The following is a 25568-nucleotide window of genomic DNA, read 5'->3' as shown; positions in this document are numbered from 1 at the left end:
CCCCCATGACTTCCTCCCCCGAAGAACCCGTTGCTCACGTTGATCACGTTGATTCATTGATACTGCACGCCACTGACAACGGCGTCTCGTGGATCACGCTCAACCGCCCCGAGGCCATGAACGCGGTCACCTGGGACCAGCGGGAGAGGATCACCGCGCTGCTCGACGCCGCCTCCGCCGACCCGGGGATACGCGCCGTCGTCATCACCGCCACCGGCAAGGGCTTCTGCGCCGGCGCGGACCTGCGCGGGACGCCGCCGGCCGGCCGGGAACGGATCGCCGGGGACGTGGCGCGGACGATCCGGCTCGGCGCGCAGCGCCTCATCGGGGCCGTACTGGACTGCGAGAAGCCCGTGATCGCGGCCGTGAACGGCACCGCCGCAGGCATCGGCGCGCATCTCGCCTTCGCCTGTGATCTCGTACTGGCCGCGGAAGAGGCCAAGTTCATCGAGGTGTTCGTACGGCGCGGGCTCGTCCCGGACGGCGGCGGGGCGTATCTGCTGCCGCGGCTGGTCGGGCCGCAAAGGGCCAAAGAGCTGATGTTCTTCGGTGACTCGCTGCCCGCCGGGGAGGCCGAGAGGATCGGGCTGGTCAACCGTGTCGTGGCGGCGCGGGAGCTGGAGAAGACCGCGCGCGAGTGGGCGGAGCGGCTGGCGGCCGGGCCGACGAGGGCGATCGCGCTCACCAAGCAGCTGGTGAACGCCTCGCTCGACGGCGACCGGGCCACAGCCTTCGCCTCGGAGGCGGCCGCGCAGGAGATCAATATGACGACGCGGGACGCGAACGAGGGCGTGGCGAGCTTCGTGGAGCGCCGCACCCCTCAGTATCGCGGGCTCTAGCCAAAGCGAGTTCCTCGAACGTCACACACAACGCGCCTCAGCCGGGCCCGAGTTGGGGACGGACCGGTTGCCTTTCTGACATGGCACCGTCATCCTGAACAGGCGAGTCTACGCGCTTGCTGTGAGGCGCTTGCTGAGCCGCTGAGACGCTTGCTGCGAACGGCCCCTGCTCACCAGCCCCTTGAGGTCTAGTCGTCGACAACCGCCAGGTCGAGCTCGCCGATGAGCTCGGGGTCGGCGAGGATGTCGATCCCGACGATCTTCCCGTCCCTGATCGTGAAGTCGAAGACGATCCGCGGCTTCCCGCCCGGAGCCCACAGGGCACCCGCCGCCCCGTCCACCAGCGCCGGCTGCGCCATCCGGGCCCGTCCCGAGAAGGTGTCGGCCACCGCCTGCGCACCACGGACCTGCTCCGCCGCGCCCGCGGAAACGGCAGCGCGGTCGGCCCGGAGCACGACGTCCGGATCGAGCACGGCGAGCAGCGCGTCGAAGTCACCGCCGCGCGAGGCGGCGAGGAAGGCGTCGACGACCTCGCGCTTGCGACCGAGGTCGACGTCGGGAACCGGGGTCGACCCCTGCACCCGGCGGCGTGCGCGGCTGGCGAGCTGCCGTGCCGCGGCGGGAGAGCGCTCCACGATGTTGGCGATCTCGTCGAAGGGGACGGCGAACATGTCATGCAGTACGAAAGCGAGCCGCTCCGCCGGGGCCAGCGTGTCGAGTACGACGAGCAGGGCGAGCCCGACCGAGTCGGCCAGCATCGCCTCCTGCTCGGGGTCGATCCCCGCGGCCCCTTCCGCACGGCTCACGACCGGCTCGGGCGCATGCGCGTCCAGCGGGTCCTCGCGCCGTGAGGTGCGCGACCGCAGCATGTTCAGCGACACCCGGCCGACCACTGTCGTCAGCCAGCCGCCCAGGTTCTCGACCCCGCTGGTATCGGATCGGCTGATCCGCAGCCAGGCTTCCTGAAGGGCATCGTCCGCCTCACCCGCCGAGCCGAGCATGCGGTAGGCCACGGCCCGCAGATGGCTCCGGTGCGACTCGAACCGCTCAGCCAGCCGCTCGTGCTCGTCCATCGGTCGCATACCTCCGTCGCGTCGTGTCACAGCAATGACCGACGAAACCCATCCGATGTGACAGGGGGACGCAATGCAAGCACCGATGCGTACGGGCCGCATGCATACGGACCGCACGGGCCGCGCGCACGCGCTTCCCATCTGACGCACCGTCAGGTTCAATGGGGATGTGATGGGACACGCAGGGATGGCGGCCACCGCCGTCCGATACCTCAGGTCCGTGGGGGCTCCCACGGCCACGGACCCGGCCACCGACCCGGCCGGCGAGCCCTTCGAGGTACTCCCGCGCCCCGATCTGCGGGCTGTCGGTGATGACGAGCGGCTGCCCGTCGAGCCGGCCGAATTCCGGCGTGTGCTGGGGCACTTCGCGACCGGCGTCACCGTCGTCACGGCGCACGACGAGGACGGCCCCGCCGGGTTCGCCTGTCAGTCCTTCGCGTCCCTGTCGCTCGATCCGCCGCTGATCGCCTTCATGGTCGCCCGTACGTCCACGACCTGGCCGCGTATCGCCCGCGCCGGGGCCTTCTGCGTCAACGTCCTGGGCGCGCACCAGGGCGAGCTGTGCCGGGGGTTCGCCGTCAGCGGCGCGGACAAGTTCGCCGGGGTCGTCCACACCGCATCACCCGCGACCGGGTCGCCGCTCCTCGACTCCGTACCGGCCTGGATCGACTGCACGATCCACGCCGTGCACACCGGGGGCGACCATCTGATCGTCGTCGGCCGCGTGGCGGCGCTCGGTGCGGAGCACGAGGGTGCGCCGCTCCTCTTCCACCGGGGGAAGTTCGGGCGCTTCAGCCCCTGACCGGGTCTTCTGCCCCTGCCCCCTTCTGCAACGACACCGTCGGCAGCGCGGTCAGCGGCCTGCGCCGGATCACCAGTGCCATCAGCGCCGCCGCCGCGCAGAGCGCGCCCGAGGCGTACCAGATCACGTCGTACGAGCCGAAGACGTCCCGCGTCACACCGCCCGCGAAGGCGACGACCGCCGCGCCCACCTGGTGCGATGCCAGCACCCAGCCGAAGACGATCGCGCTGTCCTCGCCGTAGTGCTCGCGGCACAGGGCGATCGTCGGCGGCACGGTCGCCACCCAGTCCAGGCCGTAGAAGACGATGAAGAAGATCATCGGCGGGTGGACGGACGGGGCGAGCAGCATCGGCAGGAAGAGCAGTGAGATCCCGCGCAGCGCGTAATACACCGCCAGCAGTCGCCGCGCCTCGAAGCGGTCCGTGAACCACCCCGACGCGATCGTGCCGACGACATCGAAGACACCTATCACCGCGAGCAGCGACGCCGCCGCCGTGATCGGCATGCCGTGGTCGTGGGCGGCGGGTACGAAGTGGGTCTTGACCAGGCCGTTCGTCGACGCGCCGCAGATCGCGAAGGTGCCCGCCAGCAGCCAGAACGGCCCGGTGCGGGCCGCCTTGAACAGCACCCTGACCGCGCGGCGGGCCGCGCCCGGCACCGGGTCCGGCTTCGGGGTGAAGCCCTCCGCGCCGTACGCGGCGATCCCCACGTCCGCCGGGTGGTCCCGCAGCAGCAGCCAGACGAAGGGGACGACGGCCAGTGCCGCGAGCGCGACCGTGATCGAGGCCGGGCGCCAGCCGTGGCTCTCGACCAGCCAGGAGAGGAGTGGGAGAAAGATGAGCTGGCCGGAGGCGCCGGCCGCGGTGAGGATGCCGGTGACCAGGCCGCGCCGCTGCACGAACCAGCGGTTGGTGACCGTCGCGGCGAACGCCAGCGCCATCGAGCCGCTGCCCAGGCCGACGAGGACGCCCCAGTAGAGGACGAACTGCCAGGACGTCGTCATGAAGACGGTGAGCCCGGAGCCGACCGCGATGACCGTAAGGGCTAGGGCGACCACCCGGCGGATACCGAAGCGGTCCATCAGCGCCGCGGCGAACGGCGCGGTGAGCCCGTACAGCGCGAGATTGACCGAGACCGCGAAGCCGATCGTGCCGCGCGACCAGTCGAACTCCCCGTGCAGCGGCTCGATCAGCAGACCGGGCAGCGAGGCGAAGGCCGCGGCGCCGATGATCGTCACAAAGGTGACGACGGCGACGAACCACGCACGGTGGACACGGGTACGCGGAGGGCGGCGAAGGGGCAGTCTGCCGTGCTGCGGCTCGGTTGTCTGGGTCACGTCACCCAGCATCCGGGGAGCGATCAACCGCAACGAGTGGCCCGGAGGACAGCGTTCGATAGGATCGGGCCATGGGCGATGTAAAGGGCATCAAGAGGCATCGGGTCGTCGTGCTGGCCCTGACCGGGCTGCTCCTCTTCGAGCTGGGCATACCGCACCGGATCTTCGGCCGTGCCAAGGACACGGACGGCCACCCCCTGTACGAGGTCGTCACCTGCTCGGTCCGGCCCGGCCCCGTCCGCACGGACGCCGACTTCGACATTCACGTCGAGCACGGCCCCGAAGCGCTGGCCACCGCCGACACCGTCGTCGTCCCCGCCTCGTACGAACTGGGGCCGGTCTACGAGGAGGGCCGCCTCACCGAGGAGCTCGCGGCCGCCCTCGCGCACATCCGGCCCGGCACCCGCATGGTCTCGATCTGCACCGGCGGTTACGTCCTCGCCGCAGCCGGGTTCCTCGACGGCCGGCCCGCCACCACCCACTGGTCCTCCGCCGAGCACTTCCAGCGGCTCTTCCCATCCGTCAAGGTCGACGCGGACGTCCTCTTCATCGACGACGGTGACGTGCTCACCTCGGCGGGAGTCGCGGCCGGAATCGACCTGTGCCTGCACATCGTGCGGCGTGACCACGGCACGGCCGTCGCCAATGAGGTCGCGCGCCGTACGGTCGTACCGCCGCACCGGGACGGCGGTCAGGCCCAGTACATTCACCGGCCCGTCCCCGAACCGCAGTTGGCGACCACCACCAGCGCACGGGCCTGGGCACTGAGCCGCCTCCACGAGCCGATCCAGCTGCGCGACATGGCCGACCAGGAGTCCATGTCGGTACGGACGTTCACGCGCCGCTTCCGCGAGGAGGCGGGCATCAGCCCCGGCCAGTGGCTGACGCGGCAGCGCGTGGAGCGGGCCCGGCATCTGCTCGAATCCACGGATCTCTCCGTCGATCAGGTGGCACGGGACGCGGGCTTCGGCACGGCGCAGTCGATGCGCCAGCACCTGCAGGCGGCGCTGGGCGTCCCGCCGACCGCGTACCGGCGCGCTTTCCGCGCCGCTGCTGGGGCGTGAGGGGCTGGGGAGGTGAGGGGCTGGGGGCCCAGGGCTCAGAACGTCAGCACGCCGCGCGCCACCCGCCCGTGGTGCGCGTCGTCAGCCGCCTTCGCGAAGTCCTCGATCGGGTAGATCTCGGTGACCAGTTCGTCCAGCAGTAGCCTGCCCTGCCGGTACAACTCGGCGTACAGGGCGATGTCGTGCTGCGGACGCGAGGAGCCATAACGGCAGCCCAGAATCGACTTGTCCAGGAACATCGCCGCCGGCACGAAGTTCGCCTCCGCCGTCGCCGCAGGCATGCCGAGGAGGATCGCCTGGCCGTGCCGGTCTAGCAGCTCGATCGCCTGCCGGATCAGCCCCACATGCCCGACGCACTCGAAGACATGGTCGGCGCCGGTCGGCAGGATCTCCCGTACGCCCTGTGCCGACGCGAGGAAGTCCGTCGCCCCGAACTGCCGGGCCACCGCCTCTTTCGCCGGGTTCGAGTCGACGGCGACGATCGCGGACGCGCCCGCGATCCGCGCGCCCTGTATGACGTTCAGGCCGATGCCGCCGGTGCCGATGACGACGACCGTGTCACCGCGGTCGACCATCGCGCGATTCAGCACGGCTCCCACCCCCGTCAGCACCCCGCAGCCGATCAGCGCGGCCGAGGTCAGGGGCAGGTCGGCGGGGATCTTCACCGCCTGGACGGCCTTGACGATCGTGCGTTCCGCGAAAGCGGAGTTGGAGGCGAACTGGAAGAGCGGCTCACCGCCGCGGGAGAACGGCCGGCCGGGGCGGCCGATCGCCTTGCGGCACATGGTGGGGCGGCCGCGGTCGCAGTCCGCGCACGCGCCACAGTTGGCGAGGGTGGACAGCGAGACATGGTCGCCGGGCGCGACATGGCCGACGCCCGCGCCGACCGCCTGGACGACGCCCGCGCCCTCGTGCCCGAGCACGACCGGCACGGGGAAGGGGATCGTGCCGTCGATCACGGACAGGTCGCTGTGGCACAGCCCGGCGGCGGCGACGGCGACCAGCACCTCGCCGGCCCCCGGCTCCCGTATCTCCAGATCGTCGACCACCTGGGGCTGCTTGCCGTCGAAGACGACGCCTCTCATCGGGGCTCCCTCGGTAGGCCGAGCACCCGCTCGGCGATGATGTTGCGCTGGATTTCGTCCGAGCCGCCGTAGATCGTGTCGGCGCGGGTGAAGAGGAACAGGCGCTGGAAAGCGTCGAGTTCGTACGGGCGCTCACGGCTCCAGTCGTACGGGCCGGTGGCCGCGGCGGCGCCCCGGACGGCCATGGCGAGCTCGCCGAGACGCTGGTGCCAGCCGCCCCAGAGCAGTTTGGCGACGCTGGGGGCGCCGGGGTTGGTGGGGGCGCTGGGGGCGCCTCGGTCGCCCGAACCCCCCAGGGTTCGCAGGGCGTTCCACCGCATGGTGCGCAGCTCGGCCCACTGCCGTACGAGCCGGTCGCGCAGCACGGGATCGCTGACCGCGCCGCTGTCGACAGCCAGCCGCACGACCCGCGTCAACTCCTCGGCAAAGCCGATCTGTTGGACGAGGGTGGAGACCCCGCGCTCGAATTCGAGCAGGCCCATGGCGACGCGCCAGCCGTTGCCTTCGCCGCCGACGACATGCTCGGCGCGGGCCTCGGCGCCGTCGAGGAAGACCTCGTTGAACTCGCTGGTCCCGGTCATCTGCCGGATGGGCCGTACGTCGATACGGCCCGGCTGGTCCATCGGGACGAGCAGGAACGACAGCCCTAGATGCCGCCGGGATCCCTCTTCGGTCCGTGCCAGTACGAAGCACCAGTCGGCGTCCTGCGCGAGGGAGGTCCAGATCTTCTGCCCGCTGATCCGGTAGACGTCCCCGTCGCGTACGGCCGCCGTCCGCACCCCGGCGAGGTCGGACCCTGCGTTCGGCTCGCTGTACCCCTGGCACCAGAGCTCTTCGCCGCGCGCGACGGCGGGCAGGAAGCGGTCCTGCTGCGCCTGGCTGCCGTACGCGATCAGGGTGGGCGCGAGGAGGTTCTCCCCGATGTGCCCGAGGCGGCCGGGGGCGGCGACGCGGGCGTACTCCTCGGCCCAGACGACCTGCTGGGTGAGGGTGGCCCGGCGGTTCCCGTACGCGCCGGTGTCCCAGCCGAGCCCGATCCACCCGTCGCGGCCGAGCTCCCGCTCCCAGGCGCGGTGCGCGTGGACTCGCTCGTGCTCGCTGCCGGAACCGCGGAGGCCGGCGGGGCCGGCGAACTCATCGGTCATGTGCTCGGCGAGCCATGACTGTGCGTCTCTGCGGAACGCGTCGTCTGGCGGCCCGAACGCGAAGTCCACGTCTCCTCCAAGGAGTTGAAGTTCCCCTACCCTCCCCCTACGCCCTGGCGGGCGTGGGGGGACCCCCACTTCCCGAACTGGGGGCAAGCCCCCAGACCCCCGCACGCCCTTCGGGCGTTGTCCTCAATCTCCCCCAGACTTCGTCCGGGGGGACCCCCAACGGGCTTGAATTTCCGCCCGTCCGGCGGAAACTTGAAGCCCGCCCGGGCAAATCAAGCTCCGCCGGCGATTGAGGGCGCGGTCCCGGACGCGAAATCCAGCCTCGCCGGCGATTGAGGCGCGGGGTTTGGGGCGGAGCCCCGAATCCAGCCTCGCCGGCGTTTGAGGCGCGGGGCCCGGGCCAGAGCCCCGGCTAGCCGTTCGGGCGGTCCCTCCTCGCCGCCGCCCGCGCCATCTCCTCCAGGTGCGCCAGCATCGGCATCGGGTCCACCCCCACCGTTCCCGGCAGGAAGTCCGCGATCTTCTCCGGGGTCCATGCACCCTCCGCGTAGCCCGCCCGGAGTTCCCTCGGCTGGGCCCACACCGCGATCTTCGGGCCGGCGATCGTGTAGACCTGGCCCGTGATCCGCTCCTCCCGGGCCCGTTCGGAGAGCAGGTACACCACCAGCGCCGCCACATCCTCCGGCTCGCCGATCTCCTTCAGCTCCATCGGGACGTTCGCGGACATGCGCGTACGGGCCACAGGGGCGATCGCGTTCGCCGTCACCCCGTACTTGTTCAGGCCCAGCGCCGCGCTCCTGACCAGAGAGATGATTCCGCCCTTCGCAGCGGAGTAGTTCGCCTGCGCCACGCTGCCCTGGTGGTTACCGCTGGTGAAGCCGATCAGCGTGCCCGTGCCCTGTCTGCGCATCACCGCGGACGCCGCGCGGAAGACCGTGAAGGTGCCCTTCAGGTGGGTGGCCACGACCGGGTCCCACTCCTCCTCCGACATGTTGAAGAGCATCCGCTCACGCAGGATCCCGGCCACGCATACGACCCCGTCGATACGGCCGTACTCCGCGAGCGCGACGTCGATCAGTCGCTGCCCCCCGGCCATCGTCGCGATGTCGTCGGCCACCGCGACCGCCTCGCCGCCGGCCGCGACGATCTCCTTGACGACCTCCGACGCGACCTCCGACGTCGGCTCGCCGCCCTCGATCGAGACGCCGTAGTCGTTGACGACGACCCGCGCCCCCTCCGCCGCAGCGGCCAGTGCCACCGCCCGGCCGATGCCGCGCCCGGCACCCGTCACGGCGACGACCTTGCCTGCCAAGAAGTTCCCCATGTCCGGCCCCTTCCCGCGGTTTCTGACGGACCGTTAGATTCTACGGTCAGTCAGATACCTGAGCACAAGCTCCAGGAGGCCCGATGTCACTCCCGGCCGAGTTCCACGAGATCGCCAAGCGCGTGAACAACTGGGGGCGTTGGGGCGCGGACGACGAGATAGGGACCCTGAACCTGATCACCGACGAGGTGGTACGGGAAGCAGCCACAGCCGTCCGCGGCGGACGGAGAATCCCCCTCGCGCTGCCGCTCCACCAGGACGGCATCCAGACCGGCATGATTCCGGGGCGGGTCAACCCCCTCCACACCATGGTCCAGATCAACCAGGAGCTCTTCGGCCCCGGCACGGTCGCCACCAGCGACGACGCCGTGACCATGGGACTTCAGGCCGCCACCCACTGGGACGCCCTGACCCATGTCTCCCACTCGGGGAAGATCTACAACGGCCGCCCCGCCGACACCATCACTCCCCACACCCGCGCCCGGTTCAGCGGCATCGACAAGGCCCCGTACATCGTCTCGCGTGGCGTGCTCCTCGATGTCGCGCGCGCCAAGGGTCTCCACCGGCTGCCCGGCGACCACGCCGTCACCCCCGAGGATCTGGACGAGGCCGCCGAGTTCGGCGGCGTCACCGTGCGAGCCGGTGACATCGTTCTCGTACGGACCGGCCAGATCCAGGTCTGCCTGGCCGGCGACAAGCACGGCTACGCATATCCGTCGCCAGGGCTCTCCGTCCGTACACCCGAGTGGTTCAACGCCCACGACGTCGCCGCCGTCGCGAACGACACCCTCACCTTCGAGATCTTCCCGCCGGAGATCGAGAACCTCTGGCTTCCCGTGCACGCCCTCGACCTCGTCGAGATGGGCATGCTCCAGGGCCAGAACTGGAATCTGGAGAGCCTGTCCACAGCCTGTGCGGAGGAGAGGCGGTACGCGTTCCTGCTCTCCGCGATGCCCGAGCCGTTCGTCGGCGGTACCGGAACCCCCGTCGCTCCGGTCGCGATCCTGTGAGAACCGCCGTCGCGATCCTGTAAGGCCCCGCCCTACGGCGCGGTGACGAAGCCCCGAACCACCGGCTCGTACGCGACCTCCGGCGCACCCCTGTCCACCTCGCACCAGATGGACTTGCCCGCGCCCTCCGGCTGCCAGCCCCACCGGTCGGCGAGGCCGTCGACCAGCTCGAGCCCGCGGCCGTTGGTGTCATCACCCTCGGCGTGGCGCGGCTTCGGCGGGCAGGCGCTGATGTCGGCGACCTCCACCCGTACGGTCCCGGCCTCCGCCGCACCCGCGCCGAAGAGCATCCGCAGCACCGCCGGACAGCCGGTGTGCACGACCGCGTTGGTGACCAGCTCCGAGATCAGCAGGATCAGCGTGTCGGCCAGTGGCTCGTCGTCCCCTATGCCTGACCCGGCGAGCCGCGAACGGGCCCACCTCCGGGCGCGTCCAACCTCCGCGGGGTCGGGCCCGACTTCCAACTGAACCAGAAGCACCTGCACCGCTCACACCATCCGAACCGGCGGACACATCGCCTCGCGCCTCGACAAGGTCCTCAACCAGGTCACTGAACGTGACTCCCTTGCAAGACAGCATGGTTGACGTACAGTCACCGCAACAAGCGCTTCAGGCATATTCCAGCGCGAAGGAGTACTCGTGGTGCATACTGTGCGACGCACGTTGCGGGGAGTCGAACAGAGGCTCGCAGCACGCGCGCGCACCGCGTGAACGGCGCGCATTCCCGGGCCCGGCGTCGCCGCACTGGCAACACCGTGACAACCCTGCCTCGGAACCACTCGCATCCCACGGAGAGTACCGGAGCAGGTCCCCGACTCCGGGCCGTGACGAGTCGCGCGAAGGACACAACCCGGTATCGACGCCCGTACCCCACGCCCGGTCAACGCTCGGTAACGCTTCAGAGTGCTGAGGCCAAGGCCTCCGCCTGGATCTCCTCCGCCTCCGCCGCGGTCAGCCACATCTGCGCGCGCAGCCAGGCCCGCTTGAGGTGCAGATGCACGTCCGCCTCCCAGGTGAAGCCCATTCCGCCGTACACCTGGAGGCAGTCGCGAGCGCCCCGGACCGCGGCCTCGTCGGCGAGCAGTTTGGCGCCGGCGATCTCGGCGAAGTCCTCGGTGACGGCCGCCGCGTAGACGGCGGCGCGGGCCACCTCCGTACGTACGAGCATCTGGGCACACAGGTGCTTGACTGCCTGGAAGCCGCCGATGGGCTGCCCGAACTGTCGGCGGTCCTTGGCGTATTGCACGGCCGTCTCGGTGGTGCGGGCCGCGCTGCCGAGCTGCTCTGCCGCGGTGAGGAGCACGGCGTCCGGGCGCGGCGGGGCCTTCGGCGTCCCGCCCGGGATCCGGTGCAGCGGAGTGAGCGGGTCCATGGACCGTACGGACCGGGCCGACGGCAGGTCCTTCGGATACCGGACCCGCATCGAGGTGCCATGGATGTCGACGACGGCGTCCGAGTCGGCGAAATGCGGTACCAAACCGCGCAGTTGGGTGGCGCAGGTGAACACACGCGTGCCGTCCGCAGCGCCCGGCAGCCCGCCGCACGCGGCCAGATGGGTCGCCACGAGCGGCCCGTTCAGCAGCGCCCGGCCCGCCTCCTCGAAGACCAGGACCGCCTCGGGCAGGCCGAGCCCCACCCCGCCCTCCTCCGGCAGCCGCAGCGAGAAGAACCCGGCCTCGCCCAGCTCCCGCCACAGTTTCCGGTCGACCTTGCCCCCGTGGTCCACGGCCGCCCTGAGGGCATCGCGCCCGAAGCGGCCGGCCAGCAGCTCCCATACACCTCTTTGCAGCGCACGCTGGTCGTCCGTCAACTGGAAGTCCATCAGCGCCCCTTCGGGAGGCCGAGGATCCGCTCGGCGACGATGTTCCGCTGGATCTGGGAGGTGCCCGCCGCGATGGTGTACGAGAGGGAGGACAGCCGGTCCGCGGTCCACTCCCGGTCGAGGTCGAAGGCGTCGGGTCCGAGTACCTCGGCGGCCGTGTCGTACAGCTCCTGGCGTGCGTGCGAGTAGCGGAGCTTGAAGACCGAGCCGCCGATGCCGGGTACGCCGCCCGTCATCTGGGACTCGCTGACGTTCCACTGGGTGAGCCGCCACAGGGCGCGGAACTCGGCATTCAGGCGGCCAAGCCTGCGGCGCAGCACCGGGTCGTCCCAGGTGCCGTTCGCGCGGGCGGCGGCGGCCAGTTCGCCCAGCGTGCGGCGGCAGGCGACGACCTCGCCGACGAAAGCGGTGCCGCGCTCGAAGGAGAGGGTGACCATGGTGACACGCCAGCCGTCGTTCTCCCGGCCGACCCGGTCCGCGACCGGCACCCGGACCTCGTCGAGGAACATCTCGGCGAACTCCGCCGACCCGGCCAGCGTCCGCAGCGGCCGGACGGTGATCCCGGGCGCGTCCATCGGCATGGCGAGCCAGGTGATGCCGCGGTGCTTGGGCGCCTCGGTATCGGTCCGTACGAGCAGCTCGCACCAGTCGGCGACCTCGGCGTGCGAGGTCCAGATCTTGGAGCCGGTGACGACGTACGAGTCACCGTCCCGGACGGCCCTTGTACGCAGCGACGCGAGATCGGAGCCCGCGTCGGGCTCGCTGAAGCCCTGGCACCACACTTCGTCGCCGCGCAGCACGGGCGGCAGCCAGCGGGCGCGCTGCTCGGCCGTGCCCTCCGCCGCGATGGTGGGGCCCGCGTGCAGCAGCCCGACGAAGTTCGCGCCGACATAGGGCGCCCCGGCCAGCTCCGTCTCCTCCAGGAAGATCAACCGCTGGGTCGGGGGCGCGTCCCAGTGCACTTCGCCGTACCCGGCGTCGTACAGCATCCGCTGCCAGGTGGTGTCGTACGCACGCCGCCCGGGCCAGTCCAGCGGGCCGGGCTTCGCGGGCAGCTTCGGCAGCGACACGGCCAGCCATTCGCGCAGCCGTGCCCGGAAGTCCTCCTCCTCGGCGGTGTACGTGAGGTCCACTACCGGTCCAGGCCCAGGTCCAGATCGCGGTCCAGGTCGAGGTCGAGGTCGAGCATGCGGATCGCGTTGCCGCGCATCAGCTTGTAGACCGTCTCGTCGTCCAGGCCCTTCATGTGGTCGAGGGCGACTTCCTTGGTGTGCGGGAAGGTCGAGTCGACATGGGGGTAGTCGGTCTCGAAGGTGGCGTTGTCGCGGCCGACGACGTCCAGCGAGGCGATCCCGTGCTTGTCGCGGAAGAAGCAGCAGAACATCTGCCGGTAGTAGTACGTGGAGGGCGGCTCGGGGATGAGGTCGCGCACCCCGCCCCACGCCCGGTGCTCCGCCCACACATCGTCGGCGCGCTCCAGGGCGTACGGAATCCAGCCCATCTGGCCCTCGCTGTACGCCAGCTTGAGCCGCGGGAACTTCACCAGCACGCCGCTGAAGAGGAAGTCCATCATCGAGGCCATGGCGTTGTTGAAGCTGAGCGACGCCTGCACGGCGGGCGGCGCGTCCGGCGATGCGGCGGGCATCTGGGAGGACGACCCGATGTGCATGTTCACGACCGTGCCGGTCTCCTGGCAGATCGCGAAGAACGGGTCCCAGTAGCCGGAGTGGATCGACGGGAGCCCGAGGTGGGTCGGGATCTCGGAGAAGGTCACGGCCTTCACACCGCGCGCGGCGTTGCGCTCGATCTCCGCGACCGCCAGGTCGATGTTCCAGAGCGGGATGATGCACAGCGGGATGAGCCGGCCGCCGCTGTCCCCGCACCACTCCTCGACCATCCAGTCGTTGTAGGCGCGTACGCAGGCTAGCGCGACCTCCTTGTCGTGCGCCTCCGCGAAGGTCTGCCCACAGAAGCGCGGGAAGGTCGGGAAGCAGAGCGAGGCCTCGACATGGTTGAGGTCCATGTCCTTGAGGCGTTCCGTGGGGTCCCAGCAGCCGGGCCGCATCTCCGCGCGGGTGATGCCTTCGAGGGTCATGTCGTCGCGGTCGAAGCCGACGGCGGCGATATTGCGCTTGTACGGGAACTTGAGATCCTCGTAGATCCACCAGTCGGTCGGCGGGCCATCGGGATCCATCGTGATCTGGTACTTGCCCGCGACGTACGCGAGCTCACCGATGCCCGCGGTCAGCGGCCTGGGTCCGCGGTCCTGGTACTTGGCGGGCAGCCAGGTCTCGAAGAGGTGGGCCGGCTCGATCACATGGTCGTCGACGCTGATGATCCGGGGCAGTTCGGTCATGGTGTCCCCTCCGACAGTTTCTGATGACCCGTCAGAAATCAGGCTAGCCCCGCACCCCTGGACCGACAAGGCGGCGAGCCCTACGCTCTCCCACGATCTGACTGCCCGTCAGGAATGCGCCACCATGGAGGGATACGGGCATGACCGAGACCCCACACGCACTGGGCGAATCGCGCACACTCTGGGAACTCGTCCAGCGCAGGGCGGCCCTCACCCCGGACCGGCCCGTGCTCCTCCAGGACGACCGCGCCCTCACCTTCGGCGCCCTGCGGGACCGCTCCGAGCGGGTCGCGGCCGGGCTGTGGGAGCTGGGCGTACGGCCCGGCAGTGTGGTCGCCTGGCAGCTGCCCACGCGGATCGAGACGGCGCTGCTCTCCTTCGCGCTCGCCCGCGTCGGAGCCGTACAGTCGCCGGTCATCCCCTTCTACCGGGACCGCGAGGTCGGCTTCGCGCTACGGGAGTCGAAGGCCGCCTTCTTCGCCGTGCCCGGCACCTGGCGCGGCTTCGACCACACCGGCATGGCACGCCGTCTCGCGCTGGAACTCCCCGAACCGCCGCTGATCTTCGAGGCGTACGACACCCTCCCCGACGCCGACCCCGCGGTGCTGCCGCCGCCGCCCGCCTCCGGTACGGACGTACGGTGGATCTACTGGACCTCGGGCACCACATCGGACCCCAAGGGCGTGCTGCACACCGACCGTTCGCTGATCGCGGGCGGCTCCTGCCTCGCGCACGCGCTGCACCTGTCGTCCGACGACGTCGGCTCGATGGCCTTCCCCTTCGCGCACATCGCCGGGCCCGACTACACGGTGATGCTGCTGCTGTACGGCTTCCCCGCGGTGATGTTCGAGCAGTTCGCGCTGCCCGAAGCGCTGGAGGGCTACCGCAGACACGGCGTCACGGTCGCGGGCGGCTCCACCGCGTTCTACTCGATGTTCCTCGCCGAGCAGCGCAAACAGCCGGAGCGCAAGCTGATCCCCAGTCTGAGGCTGCTGGCCGGGGGCGGGGCGCCCAAGCCGCCGGAGATGTACCACGCCGTCGTACGCGAGATGGGCTGCCAACTCACCCACGGCTACGGCATGACCGAAGTCCCCATGATCACCATGGGCGCGCCCGACGACACCGCGCACAACCTCGCCACGACGGAGGGACGGCCGCCGGCGGGCATGGAGATACGGATCGTCAACGGCGAGGTGCGGCTGCGCGGCGAGGCCGTCTGCCGGGGCTATCTGGATCCGGTGCAGAGCGCCGCGGCCTTCGACGGCGAGGGGTTCTTCATCACCGGCGACCTGGGACACGTCACCGAGTCCGGGCATCTGGTCCTCACCGGCCGGCTCAAGGACGTCATCATCCGCAAGGGCGAGAACGTCTCCGCGAAGGAGATCGAGGACCTGCTGCACGAGCACACGGGGATCGCGGACGTGGCTGTGATCGGGCTGCCGGACGCGGAGCGCGGCGAGCGGGTGTGCGCGGTGGTGGTGGAACAGCGGGACGGCGCCGGGGGGTTGAGCCTCGGCGCGGTCACGGAGTATCTGCGGGGGCGGGGGCTTTCGGTGCACAAGCTGCCTGAACAGCTGGAGATCACGGATGCGTTGCCGCGGAACGAGACGCTGCGGAAGGTACTGAAGTACAAGTTGAGGGAGCGGTACGCCTGAGGTACGCGTTGTCCTCAATCTCCCCCAGACTTCGTCCGGGGGACCCCCAACGGGCTTGATTTCCGCCGGTCGGCCTGAAAACTCAGGCCGACCGGCGGGAAATTCAAGCCTCGCCGGCGTTTGAGGCGCGGGGTCCGGGGCGGAGCCCCGGCGGGCGGCTCCGGAGGCGGCCTACGGCTCGGGCGTGACGTAGTACGACGCGAAGGCGGAGAGGATCTCCTCCTCGCTGATCCGGCCGTCGCCGTCCGCATCCAGCGCCGCCGCCACCTTCGCCGCGACGTCGGCCTCCACGCCCAGCACCCGCAGCACCCGCTCGGCGGCCGACGGGGTCACGCCGCCGCCGTCCTCGTCGGCGATGGCGATCACGGCACGAAGGAAGGGGCGGGCGATCTCGGCGAACCGTTGGGGGTTGTCGCGCAGTCTCTTCACCGCACCCGTGATGAACTCCTGGCGGGTGACCCGCTGGTCGCCGTCCACATCGGCGATTCCGGCCATGCCCTGCCAGAACGCCTCCGCACCGCTGTACAGGGCCTGGCCCTTGTCGCAGCGTGCGGTCGTGTCGAACTCGGCGAGCAGGGCCGCGGCGGCCCCGCTGAAGTCCTCACGGTCGATATAGCCATTGCCGTCCTGGTCGAAGGCGGCGAAGCGGGAAGCGATCTTGCGCTCGTACTCTGCGCTGTCCATGCGGCGAGGGTACGGCCCCGGACGCTGACGCGTGCAAGTACCCAGCCAATTACCTGACGGCGACATCCGGGCGACGGCCTGGTGACGGACAGACAGTCACCCGGTGACTACGGTCAGGCGGAGAGCGGCTCGGCCTCCTCGTCGGTGGCCGAGCCGGCGTCCGCGTACACCTCGAAGAGACGGCGCACCCCGAGGGCCGCCAGCACCCGGTTGACGTGCGATCCTTCCTCAGCGCCGCGGGCGGGCAGGACCAGCCGGAGCCTGCCCTGGCATGAGCGCAGCAGGCGGCGGGCGGCGATCAGCTGGCCGACGCCGCTGGAGTCGCAGAAGAGCACCTCGGAGAGGTCGAGCACCAGATCCCGGCGGCCGACGGCGACCGCGTCATGGACATGCTGGCGGATCACCGGCGAGGAGACGAGATCGAGCTCGCCGCAGACGTGCAGCACCGTCCATGCGCCCTGCCGGGTCTCGTCCACCTTGAGCATCACGACCCGACCTCTCCTCGTACCGGAATCCGCGCTTCCTGTGGCGGCTGCCCAGCCGTACTCGCGCGAAACACAGACCGTGAGGCTCCTACCATCCCGGGGCGCCTCGGGGCGCGCTCTTGCCGCAAAGGGTCGTGCGTCCGCGGCCGCGCGCATTACATTCGAAGAGGCGACAGGCACAGGGGCAAGGGCTTGGGGGCCGTATGGCAAAGGACGCACCACCGCGCTGGGACCGCAAGATGCAGCAGCGGCTCTCGCGCGGAGAGGCCGCCGCGCTCGGGGAGCTGTACGACAGGTTCGCGTCGCTCGTGCACATGCTCGCCCACCGGGTTCTCGACGACGACGAGGCCGCCGACCAGGTCACCCGCGAGGTCTTCGGCTACATCTGGGAGAACCCCGACGCGTACGACCCCAAGCAGGGCTCGGTGCGCTCCTGGGTGGCGAAGATCACCAACAGCCAGGCGGTGTACCGACTGCGGAGGACCGAGGCCGCCGCGCTCGCGGAAAGCGGCGAGGGCACTACGGAGGAGCTGGAGCAGAAGGTGCGCAGGGCGGCGGTCGCGGCCCGCGCCGACTACATCGTGACCTCCATGCCTGCGCCGCTGCGTGCCGCGCTGGAACTCGCGTACTTCCAACGCAGGGACTACCGCCAGACCGCGGCCGACCTCGGGGTCACCGAGGACGAGGCCAGGCGCCGGCTGCGGCTCGGCCTCCAACTGCTGTCCACCGCCAACACGCGCCCGCTGGAGGGCTCGTCCCCGCCCGGATACGGACGCTCCTTGTGAACGGCCCGCTTGACGGCGGCCACGGCGACGATGACGGCCGCGACGAGATGCGGGGCGCGCCGCGTATACCGGGGCCGCGGTCGGCGGCGGACGATCTGGACGCGCTGGACGTGCCCGCGCGCCTGCGGCCCGAAGCGGCTGCCCCGGAGCCAGAATCGCCGCCCGATGCAGGCAGCGGAACGGGCGGCGGAACGGGCGATGGACCGCGCAAGGGCGAACGCCGGTCCCACAGCGTGCTGAAGTCCCTGCTCGGCGCATGGGCGCTGTCCGCCTGCTCCGCCGAGGAGACCGCGGCCGTCGAGGAACACCTCGGCGACTGCGCGCCCTGCGCGGAAGAGGCCCTGCGGCTGCGTGACGCCGTCGCGCTGCTGCACACCGACCGGGACCTGGACCTCGACCCGCTGCTGCGGTTCCGCGTCCTTGAGAACTGCCTGGGGCGCAGGCCCGCCCGTATCCCGGTGCCCACCTGGGCGAATCCGTACGACGCCGAGACCGCGCGGCTCGACGCGCTGCTGCGGGACATCGGCGAGTCGGAGTGGCATGCGCCTGTGCGCCTCAAGTGGTTCGAGGGCGAGCGGCAGGTGAGCCGCCGGACGACCGTGGCCGGGGTGATCGCGCATCTGATGACCGTCGACGGTCTGGTCGCGGGCACCCTCGGTCTGGACGATCCGCTCGGACCGAACGCGCCGAGAGTGCCGACCGAACGCACCGAAGTTTTCTGGAACACGGCCGACCGGCCGCCCACCCGCACCATCCGCGAGCCGTGGCGCGACCAGAGCCACACGCTCATCCGCACGGTGTCCTTCGCCGGCCGCGGAGTCGCCGAACTGTCCGTCTCGTACGGTGACTTCGCCCTGCCACTGCAGGACTCCCTGCTGGACCGGGCCTTCGAGTGCTGGATGCACGCGGGCGACATCGCGGACGCGGTGGACTATCCGTACGAGCCGCCGAGCGGCTCCCATCTGCACCGGATGATCGACCTGGCGGCCCGGCTGCTGCCCGCGGCACTCGCCGACCGCAGACGCGCGGGCCTCGCCGGACCCGCGAAACATCTGGTCGCGGCGGGTGCGCCGGGCCGTTCTCTGCGTCTGGAGGTCGAGGGCTCGGGCGGCGGGAACTGGTTCATCGCGCTGGACTCCCCGGCGGCCGTCGGCTCCGCGGAACAGACGGTGGCCCAAGTGGCGCTGGACGGCGTGGAGTTCTGTCGCCTGCTGGCGGGCCACATCTCGCCGGAGGAGGCCGCGGCGGGCCAGGACGGGGACCGCGAGGCGATCCGGGACGTGCTGTTCGCGGCGGCGTCGCTGAGCAGGCTGTAGCGGCCGCGGCCGCCTGGCCGGTGCGGGGACAAAAAAGCTACTCCCCGCCCACCCGCACGTTCGGGTCCCCGTCGCGCCCCTGTGGCTTCAGCTCGATCTGGATCGTGTGCGTCGTGTCCCGCGCCGCCGTCCCGCCGGCGCCCGCCGTGACCACCCCGATCCGCAACTCGGCCCTGCCGCTGCCCTCGCGCCGGACCTGCACCGCGAACTCCAGGTTCACCCTCTCCACGCTGAATTTGAGATCGCGTCCCTCCCCGGCCCGCTGCGCCCGCTCCAGCTCGTCCCGGACCTGTCCGATCACCTCGGCGAGCCCGGCCACCGCGGCATCGTCACGCTCAGCCATCGCGCCCCCCGTCTCCTGTAGTTATCGTTGTGAAGTATGAGGGAGCCGTTGCGTGCGTCCAACACCTCTTCGCATGAGGAGAGTTGGCGGGTCTGTCTGCTGCGTACGCAAGACCGGGCGGGCCGCCCGCTGGGCGCCGGGGTGCTGCTCCCCGGAGGGCTGGTGCTCACCTGCGCCCATACGGTGCTTTCGCGCCCCGGCCAGGACGGCGCCCGCACCCCCTTCGACACCGTGTACGTGGACGGTCCCGGCGCCGCCCTGTCCGGCGACGGGCCGGGGCCCCTGCGCGCCCGGCTGCTGCGGGAGTATCTGGTCCTGCCCACCCCGCACTTCAGCGGCGACCTCGCCCTGCTCAAGCTGGACCACGAGCCGTCCGTGCCGCATGCCGTGCTGCACCGCCAGATCCCGGCGCGCAATGAGCCGGTGCACTTCACCGGCTACCCGGAGGACCTGCCGGGCGGTGAGCATCTCGACGCCCGGCTGATGGGGCGCGGCGGGCCCGCGCCCAAGCCCGAGTGGGTGCAGCTCGACACGGAGGGCTCCTCGTACGTCGTCCGGCACGGCTACAGCGGCAGCGGGGTCGTCCACAGCCGCTCACGCCGGCTCATCGGCATCGTGGCCCACCAGTTCGGTACGCCGCAGGCGCCCGTACGCCGTGAGCACGCGTACATGATCCCGACCGAGACCGTGCTGAAGTATCTGCCGCTGGAACGGCTCGGGCTGACGGTCAACGGACCCCGTGCCGTCTCCCGCGACGTGGCCGTCGCCCCCGACAGGACCGCCTCCGGCCGGGTCCCCGGCCTGCATCGCAGGCTGACCCGCTGGCTGGACGGCGCTCCGGACACCGACCCCGTCGAGCTGGCCTTCGCCGGTGAGGGGGAGCACGCGCTGCTGCACACCGTCCGCTCCGCCCTCACCCTCGCCGACCGGGAGCAGAGCCCGCCGTCCGCGTCCGCGAGTTCGGCGGGCGAGCCGCAGGTGGGCAGCATCGACATCGCCGTCGACGCCACCAACCGCACCGCCGAGGAGCTCGCCGTCCACGCCGCCGACCGGATCGGCCTGGACGACCCGCCCCCGTCCCGTACACCTCACACCGAGCTGCTCGACCAGATCGCCGACGCGAGCCCGCCGCTGATCGCCGCCTTCCTCGCCGTCGACCGGTCCGCGTCGCCGGACGCGGAGATCGTGGCGCTGCTGCGCGCGCTGCTCGCCCGCGGCCACAGCCGGCTGCTGCTCGTCTTCAGCGACCCGCGCTCGCCGCTGCTCGCCCGGGTACGCGCCGAGCTCCTGGAACCCGAGTGGCCCGACCGCCGCGCCGACCGGCTCGCCGCGCGTATCACCCGGCTCGCCGAGACCGAACAGCGCTTACGGCAGCTGCCCGGGCATCCGGCCACGGCGGGCCGGCCGACACCGCGCCGCCCCGACGACCGGTCCCCACGGTTGCGCGGGCGGCTCCAACAGCTACGCTGCGGCGGCCTCTTGTACGACTCGCCCGCCCTGCCTCACGAGCTGTTCCGGCTCGCCGTCGACATCGAGACGGCGCTGCTGGACGCCGAGGCGGCCGAGCTGGTCCTGGCCGGGCCGCTTGGCCCGCACGAGTTCGTCGTGGACCCGCCCGGCGACGGGCTCACGGATCTGCCGGTCGTCGCCGTGCGCGACCCGGACGCGCTCGTCACCGCACCGGCCGGGCCCCATTTGGCGGGCGGCGACCGGCTGCACCAGCAGTACGAGGTCGTGGGCCCGATCGGCCAGGGCAGCCACGGGCAGGTGTATCTCGCCCGCGACCTGCTGCTCGACAACCGTCCGGTGGCGCTCAAGGGGATCCTCGACCCGGGAAACCCCGCGGCCGTCCTTCAGGCGCATCAGGAGCGGCTACGACTGGTCAGCCTGAATCATCCGTCCGTGATCCGGGTGGTCAACTACGCGCGTCATCCGTCGACTTCGGCGGAGTTCATCGTGATGGAGTTCGCCGACGGGGCGCCGCTGGAGTGGGTCGCGGCCCGGATCGCCCAGCACCGTTCGCCGTTCTCCGGGCCCCGGGTGCGGGAGTTCATCGTCGTGTACGGGTTGCTCATCCTGGACGCGCTCAGCTATCTGCACGACCAGGAGGGCCTCGTCTACGGCGATCTGTCCCTCACCAACGTCCTGCACTGCGGCAACGGCATCAAACTCATCGACGTCGCGGGCGTCCGCAAGCCCGGCACGCCAGGACCGGTCAGCCATCGGCCGCCGGAGACCGGCCCCGCGGGCGAGATGACGACCGCGGGCGACCTCTACAGCGTCGGCGCGGTCCTCGGCTCGCTGCTCGCCAAGGCCCCCGCGCCGCCCGCCGACCTCGGCACCGTGTCGCTGGAGCGTGCGCTGCGGCGCGCCATGGCAAGCGATCCCAAGCGGCGTTACGCATCCGCCCAGGAGATGTCCCTCCAACTGCGCGGTGTGCTGCGCGAACTGCGTTCCCTGCGGCTCGGCGAGGAGACCTTCGAGCCGTCCCCGCTCTTCGACCGGGCCGCCACCGCCCTGGACGGTCAGCTCGGCAAGGCCCCGCCGCTGAGCCGCTGGCGGGCAGGCGGCGCCGGCGGCTACCTCCTCGGCGCGGGGGTGCCCGACCCGGCCGAGGTAGCGGTGGCCCTGCCGATGCCAAAGCCGGACCAGCGGGACCCCAACTGGAAGGAGTTGCAGCGCACTTCGTATGCCGACCCGGCAGGTCTGCTCCAGCTCAGCGACGAGTGGCTGGCCTCCCCCGAGCTGCATCTGCTGCGCTGCCGGCTCCATCTGGAGCTCGCCCGCGACCAAGTGCGCCTGGGGGCACCCCCAGCGGTCGCCGGGGCGGGTGGCCGAGGGAGGGACCAGCAACTGGTCGCGGCCGCGATGGAGCTCGACCGGGCCCGTCGGCTGCTCGGCGAGCGCGCGGAGTACGACTGGCGGCTCGACTGGCACCGGGGGCTCACCGAGCTCGCCCACGGCCGGCTGCGCCGGGCCCTGAGCTGCTTCGACGAGGTGTACTACGCGATCCCGGGCGAGTACGCGCCGAAGCTCGCCCTCGGCTACTGCCACGAAAGGCTGGCGGACGAACGGCGCGGCGCGGACGACGACGGCACCCCCGGGGCCGCGGCCCGGGAGGACCACGAGCAGCAGGCCATGCAGTTCTACGACGCGGTGTGGCGGCGCAACCACGCGCTCGGCAGCGCCGCCTTCGGACTCGCCCGCATCCATCTCGCCCGGCGCAGCCCGGATCTGGCCCTCGCGTACCTGGACGGTGTGCCCCCGGACTCCCGGCACCGCACCGCGGCGCGCACGGCGATGGTCCGCATCCACGCCAGCCCGCCCGCGGACGGGAGCGCGCCGACGGTGGCGTCGGCGGTGCGCGCGTACGCCGCGCTGCGCCGACTGGTGAGCCATGAAGGGCTCACCGACCGGCAGGCGTACGAACGGCTCACCGCGGAGCTCCTGGAACTGCTCCTCGAACTGGTCGGCGCCGCGCGGGAGAAGACCGACCCGCTGGCCGACCCGCTGACCGACCCGCTGGCCGAACTGCGCGACTCGCTGCCGCCCGGGATGCCCGTCCCGGCCACCGAACGGGAGCTGCGCGAGCAACTCTCCGCCAGCTACCGCAAGCTGGCCAAACAGGTGCCGCGCACCGACCGCGCGGAGGACGCGGCGCTCGCGGAGGCGCTGCTCGACAGCGCGTACCGGACCCGTCCGCTTGGCCTGAAGCACTACCGGGACCGGAACCCGGACCGGGACCCGGACCGGGGCCGGACGCCGCGGCCGCTGACCGCGTGGCTGCCCCGCCGCCCGCGGCTGCGCGAGCCGGGCGATGACGCATGAACGGCCCGAATCGGCGGCTCCGTCCCGCGCCGGCGCGGCACCGCGGCCCCCGGGAGAGCACATGACCAGCCGCAAGCTGTTCCGCTTGCGCCTCGACCGGCTCCGCCCTGCCCTCGCGCGGCTGCGCCCAGCCGCCACCGGCGTCCTCCCTGCCCTGCGCGGTCTCTTCCCCGCCCTGTGGCTGCGCGCCGCGGGCCGGACCCCCGAGGGGAGCCGCCCCACCGCCGCGTTCCTGCGCCGCAGGATGCTGGTGCTGCCCGCGCTCGCGGTGGTCGCCCTCGCCCTCTCCGCGGCCGCCTACGGCGACGTGCACGGCCGTACGGAGCGGCTGCGGGATCGTTGCGCGCCCGCGCTCGTGGATCTGGCGCAGGCCCGGGTCTCCCTCGAACTCGCCCAGGCCCAGGCCGAGTTACGCCTCAAAACCGCCGAGCAGGCCGGCTCTGTCGAGCTCGGCGAGACCTACCGCTCGCTGCTCACCGAAGCCTCGCAGAGCCTCAACCGGGTCGCACAGTCCAGAGCTCTGCACAAGGCGCAGCAGCAGGAGCTGCGGGTCGTCTCCGGCCTGGTCGTCGCATACGGCGACAAGATCGCGTGGGCCGACCGGAACCGTCTGAGCAAAGTGCTGCGCGAAGCCGGGGTCGACTACGCCGACGACATGCTGCGCGGCAAGCACCTGACCGTCGCCCAGGCCACCCCCAGGAGCCCATCTCCATCCTCGACCGCATCGCGGAGCTGGAGCACCAACTGCACGAGGAGAACCGCGACCTGGCGGCCTGGAGCCCGCTCACCCTGGCCGCGGCAGCCGCCGCGGCACTCTCCGCCGCCCTCTTCGCCTTCGTCCTCGTCGGCACCTCGATCTTCCTGCGGGACCGGCTGCGGCTGATCAGCGTGCAGCTGGCGGTGGCCGCGGTACCAGTGCTTCTCACGCCCGTTCTGCTGGCCCTCGGCGGCGTCGAGGAGCACGCCGCGCAGGAGCGGGTGCGTACGACCGTCGGCGCCCTGGAACAGCTGGGCGCGGAACGTACGGCACCCCGCAAGATCGAGTCCACAGCACGCGAGGCGGCTGCTGTGATGCGCGAAGCCCACCCCGACGGCTGGTCGCTGACCGCGGGCATCGTCGTTCCCGCGGCCGGGGCGGGCGCGCTCGCCTGCGGCGTCACGCTCTTCCTCTACGGCCGGCCCTATCCGGCCGTTCGCCCCCGACGGAAGTACACAGACGCATGAAGCGATTGAGGGCACTGCTGGCCTGCTGTCTGCTCACCGCTGCCGCCGTTATGGCGGACGGCTGCTCGGACGCGGCCGAGGAGCGCACCCTGGTCGTCCTCGGCCCATGGACCGACGGCGAGGAGAGACCGTTCAAGGCGGCGCTGCGGCGCATCGGCGAGCGGACCGGACGCAGTTACGTCTACAAGGGCACCCGCTCCCTGCGCGAGACGCTGGTGGCCCAGCTCCAGGCGGGCGCGCCGCCGGACCTGGCGATCCTGAGCAGCCCCGGTGAGCTCGCCGAGTACGCCAGGGCCGGAGACGCGCATCCGCTCCCTCAGCGGGTGGCAGGGGCGGCGGTCCCGCCGTGGGCGCCCTTCCTCACCGTCGAGAACGAGCAGGGCCAGGCCCGTACGCACGCCTACTGGGCGCCGGTGCGGGTCGACCTGAAGTCACTGGTCTTCAGCCGCGCAAAAAGTACCCGGAAGCAGCCGGACTGGTGCCTGGGCGTGGGCTCCGGCGCCACCTCCGGCTGGCCGGGCACGGACTGGGTGGAGGACCTGCTGCTGCAACGGCAGGGACCCGACGCGTACGAGAGGTGGGCGACCGGCAAGACGCCGTGGCAGCAGACCAGGGAGGCCTGGAAGGAGTGGGCCGCGCTGCTCGCCGCGAACGACGGGAACCTCGCACGGGAGGGGCTCAGCATGTCCTTCGAGCAGCTCGACAACGGCCGGTACGGGCTGCTGAACGGCGGTCACTGCACCCATGAACACCAGGGCTCGTTCATCCGCCGCCACTACGGCGACGACGTGCAGCCCACGTCCACCGCCGCCTTCTTCGGTGCGGGGAAGACCGGTGGGCAGCCTGACGCAAAGAGCGACGCACAGAGCGACGGACAGAGCGACGGAGAGCGCGACGGAGAGCGCGACGGGCAGAGCGACGGACAGAGCGAGGCGCAGAGCCAGGACAACGCCTTCGAGGTTTCCGGCGACATGGCCGCGGTCTTCAAGCCCAGCGCCGCTGCCTGGGACCTGCTCGACCGGCTGACCTCCCGCCAGGCCCGCGAGGACTGGGCGAAGGCGGCGCGGCCCGGCGAGCGGCCGTACTTCCCCGGCGGCGCGTTCGGCACCGTACCGCTGTCGCAGAACACCCGCGCCGTGCAGGGCCTGTTCGACGGGGCGAGCCAGATCTGCCTGGACGCCTCGGACGCCATGCCGCCGACGCTGCGGGACGCCTTCTACCGCGCCGTACTGGAGTTCCTGGGCGATCCGCAGGACGCGGGTCTGCTGGACCGGCTGCTCAAACAGTTGGAGGCGGAACGGATCCTGCAAGTGCAGGAGAGGGCGTTCGTACTGGATGATCTGTGCGAGAACGTGCCCGGGCCGTCCGGCAGCCGGTGAGGAC

The 25568-nt window shown here is 71.4% G+C and carries 23 protein-coding genes; 11 read left to right on the top strand and 12 right to left on the bottom strand.

Translation table 11 applies throughout. From position 1 onward, the window contains the following. Positions 1-5: 5 nt before the first annotated feature. A complete protein-coding gene (locus QFZ67_RS21925) occupies positions 6-839 on the top strand; it encodes an enoyl-CoA hydratase/isomerase family protein (protein WP_307662777.1) in 834 nt (277 codons plus the stop codon). Between the two features lie 188 nt (positions 840-1027). Here the strand turns inward: QFZ67_RS21925 and QFZ67_RS21920 are convergent, their stop codons facing one another. Beyond that, entirely contained in the window at positions 1028-1912 is an 885-nt protein-coding gene (locus QFZ67_RS21920) for a sigma-70 family RNA polymerase sigma factor (RefSeq protein WP_307662776.1), read from the bottom strand. Positions 1913-2099: 187 nt separating this feature from the next. Here QFZ67_RS21920 and QFZ67_RS21915 point away from each other — a divergent pair, with 187 nt between their 5' ends. Continuing rightward, positions 2100-2714, top strand: a complete 615-nt coding sequence (locus QFZ67_RS21915; protein WP_307665918.1) for a flavin reductase family protein — start codon at positions 2100-2102, stop codon at positions 2712-2714. Here QFZ67_RS21915 and QFZ67_RS21910 read toward each other — a convergent pair. Beyond that, positions 2704-4062, bottom strand: a complete 1359-nt coding sequence (locus QFZ67_RS21910) for an MFS transporter (protein WP_307662775.1) — start codon at positions 4060-4062, stop codon at positions 2704-2706. The two genes, QFZ67_RS21915 and QFZ67_RS21910, sit on opposite strands and share 11 nt — an antisense overlap. A 59-nt stretch (positions 4063-4121) precedes the next feature. Between QFZ67_RS21910 and QFZ67_RS21905 the strand changes: the two genes are divergently transcribed. Then, a complete protein-coding gene (locus tag QFZ67_RS21905) occupies positions 4122-5114 on the top strand; it encodes a GlxA family transcriptional regulator (RefSeq protein ID WP_307662774.1) in 993 nt (330 codons plus the stop codon). A gap of 35 nt (positions 5115-5149) precedes the next feature. Here the strand turns inward: QFZ67_RS21905 and QFZ67_RS21900 are convergent, their stop codons facing one another. The 3 genes from QFZ67_RS21900 to QFZ67_RS21890 all read right to left on the bottom strand — a co-directional run bounded on the left by QFZ67_RS21900 (position 5150) and on the right by QFZ67_RS21890 (position 8677). Further along, positions 5150-6199, bottom strand: a complete 1050-nt coding sequence (locus QFZ67_RS21900; RefSeq protein WP_307662773.1) for a Zn-dependent alcohol dehydrogenase — start codon at positions 6197-6199, stop codon at positions 5150-5152. Next, complete coding sequence (locus QFZ67_RS21895; RefSeq protein WP_307662772.1) at positions 6196-7413, bottom strand: acyl-CoA dehydrogenase family protein; 1218 nt, start codon at positions 7411-7413, stop codon at positions 6196-6198. The genes QFZ67_RS21900 and QFZ67_RS21895 overlap by 4 nt, the downstream gene beginning before the upstream one ends. 352 nt (positions 7414-7765) lie before the next feature. After that, a complete protein-coding gene (locus tag QFZ67_RS21890) occupies positions 7766-8677 on the bottom strand; it encodes an SDR family NAD(P)-dependent oxidoreductase (RefSeq protein WP_307662771.1) in 912 nt (303 codons plus the stop codon). Between the two features lie 83 nt (positions 8678-8760). Here QFZ67_RS21890 and QFZ67_RS21885 point away from each other — a divergent pair, with 83 nt between their 5' ends. Further along, positions 8761-9687: a cyclase family protein gene (locus tag QFZ67_RS21885; protein ID WP_307662770.1), complete on the top strand. Its 927-nt coding sequence runs from the start codon at positions 8761-8763 to the stop codon at positions 9685-9687. 32 nt (positions 9688-9719) lie between these two features. Here QFZ67_RS21885 and QFZ67_RS21880 read toward each other — a convergent pair whose 3' ends face one another. From QFZ67_RS21880 to QFZ67_RS21865, 4 genes are all read right to left on the bottom strand, one after another. After that, on the bottom strand, positions 9720-10172 hold the full coding sequence (locus QFZ67_RS21880; protein ID WP_307662769.1) for an ATP-binding protein: 453 nt from the start codon (positions 10170-10172) through the stop codon (positions 9720-9722). Positions 10173-10585: 413 nt separating this feature from the next. After that, on the bottom strand, positions 10586-11509 hold the full coding sequence (locus QFZ67_RS21875; RefSeq protein ID WP_307662768.1) for an acyl-CoA dehydrogenase family protein: 924 nt from the start codon (positions 11507-11509) through the stop codon (positions 10586-10588). Further along, on the bottom strand, positions 11509-12642 hold the full coding sequence (locus QFZ67_RS21870; RefSeq protein WP_307662767.1) for an acyl-CoA dehydrogenase: 1134 nt from the start codon (positions 12640-12642) through the stop codon (positions 11509-11511). Before QFZ67_RS21870 ends, QFZ67_RS21875 begins: the two co-directional genes overlap by 1 nt. Further along, positions 12642-13865, bottom strand: a complete 1224-nt coding sequence (locus QFZ67_RS21865; RefSeq protein ID WP_307662766.1) for an amidohydrolase family protein — start codon at positions 13863-13865, stop codon at positions 12642-12644. Before QFZ67_RS21865 ends, QFZ67_RS21870 begins: the two co-directional genes overlap by 1 nt. 140 nt (positions 13866-14005) lie before the next feature. On the opposite strand from QFZ67_RS21865, the gene QFZ67_RS21860 reads away from it, so the two are divergent. After that, positions 14006-15520 (top strand): class I adenylate-forming enzyme family protein, encoded by a 1515-nt coding sequence (locus QFZ67_RS21860; protein ID WP_307662765.1) that lies wholly within the window; start codon positions 14006-14008, stop codon positions 15518-15520. Between the two features lie 171 nt (positions 15521-15691). Here QFZ67_RS21860 and QFZ67_RS21855 read toward each other — a convergent pair whose 3' ends face one another. Continuing rightward, positions 15692-16204: an EF-hand domain-containing protein gene (locus QFZ67_RS21855; RefSeq protein ID WP_307662764.1), complete on the bottom strand. Its 513-nt coding sequence runs from the start codon at positions 16202-16204 to the stop codon at positions 15692-15694. A gap of 113 nt (positions 16205-16317) precedes the next feature. Further along, a complete protein-coding gene (locus QFZ67_RS21850) occupies positions 16318-16692 on the bottom strand; it encodes an STAS domain-containing protein (RefSeq protein ID WP_307662763.1) in 375 nt (124 codons plus the stop codon). Between the two features lie 200 nt (positions 16693-16892). On the opposite strand from QFZ67_RS21850, the gene QFZ67_RS21845 reads away from it, so the two are divergent. Continuing rightward, complete coding sequence (locus QFZ67_RS21845) at positions 16893-17474, top strand: sigma-70 family RNA polymerase sigma factor (RefSeq protein ID WP_307662762.1); 582 nt, start codon at positions 16893-16895, stop codon at positions 17472-17474. Positions 17475-17521: 47 nt separating this feature from the next. Then, entirely contained in the window at positions 17522-18790 is a 1269-nt protein-coding gene (locus tag QFZ67_RS21840) for a maleylpyruvate isomerase N-terminal domain-containing protein (protein WP_307665917.1), read from the top strand. Positions 18791-18827: 37 nt separating this feature from the next. Here QFZ67_RS21840 and QFZ67_RS21835 read toward each other — a convergent pair whose 3' ends face one another. Beyond that, entirely contained in the window at positions 18828-19133 is a 306-nt protein-coding gene (locus tag QFZ67_RS21835) for a trypco2 family protein (protein ID WP_307662761.1), read from the bottom strand. A 36-nt stretch (positions 19134-19169) separates the two neighbouring features. Between QFZ67_RS21835 and QFZ67_RS21830 the strand changes: the two genes are divergently transcribed. From QFZ67_RS21830 to QFZ67_RS21815, 4 genes are all read left to right on the top strand, one after another. Next, complete coding sequence (locus tag QFZ67_RS21830) at positions 19170-22961, top strand: tetratricopeptide repeat protein (protein WP_307662760.1); 3792 nt, start codon at positions 19170-19172, stop codon at positions 22959-22961. Positions 22962-23022: 61 nt separating this feature from the next. Continuing rightward, entirely contained in the window at positions 23023-23844 is an 822-nt protein-coding gene (locus QFZ67_RS21825) for a hypothetical protein (protein ID WP_307662759.1), read from the top strand. A 17-nt stretch (positions 23845-23861) separates the two neighbouring features. Continuing rightward, complete coding sequence (locus QFZ67_RS21820) at positions 23862-24185, top strand: hypothetical protein (protein WP_307662758.1); 324 nt, start codon at positions 23862-23864, stop codon at positions 24183-24185. Then, positions 24182-25564 (top strand): extracellular solute-binding protein, encoded by a 1383-nt coding sequence (locus QFZ67_RS21815; protein ID WP_307662757.1) that lies wholly within the window; start codon positions 24182-24184, stop codon positions 25562-25564. Before QFZ67_RS21820 ends, QFZ67_RS21815 begins: the two co-directional genes overlap by 4 nt. Positions 25565-25568: the final 4 nt, after the last annotated feature.

Origin of the sequence: Streptomyces sp. V1I1 (genome assembly GCF_030817355.1) — a bacterium.
Classification (GTDB): Bacteria; Actinomycetota; Actinomycetes; order Streptomycetales; family Streptomycetaceae; genus Streptomyces.
Note: the sequence above shows the minus strand (reverse complement) of the source record. Positions and strands in the feature narration are given on the sequence as shown.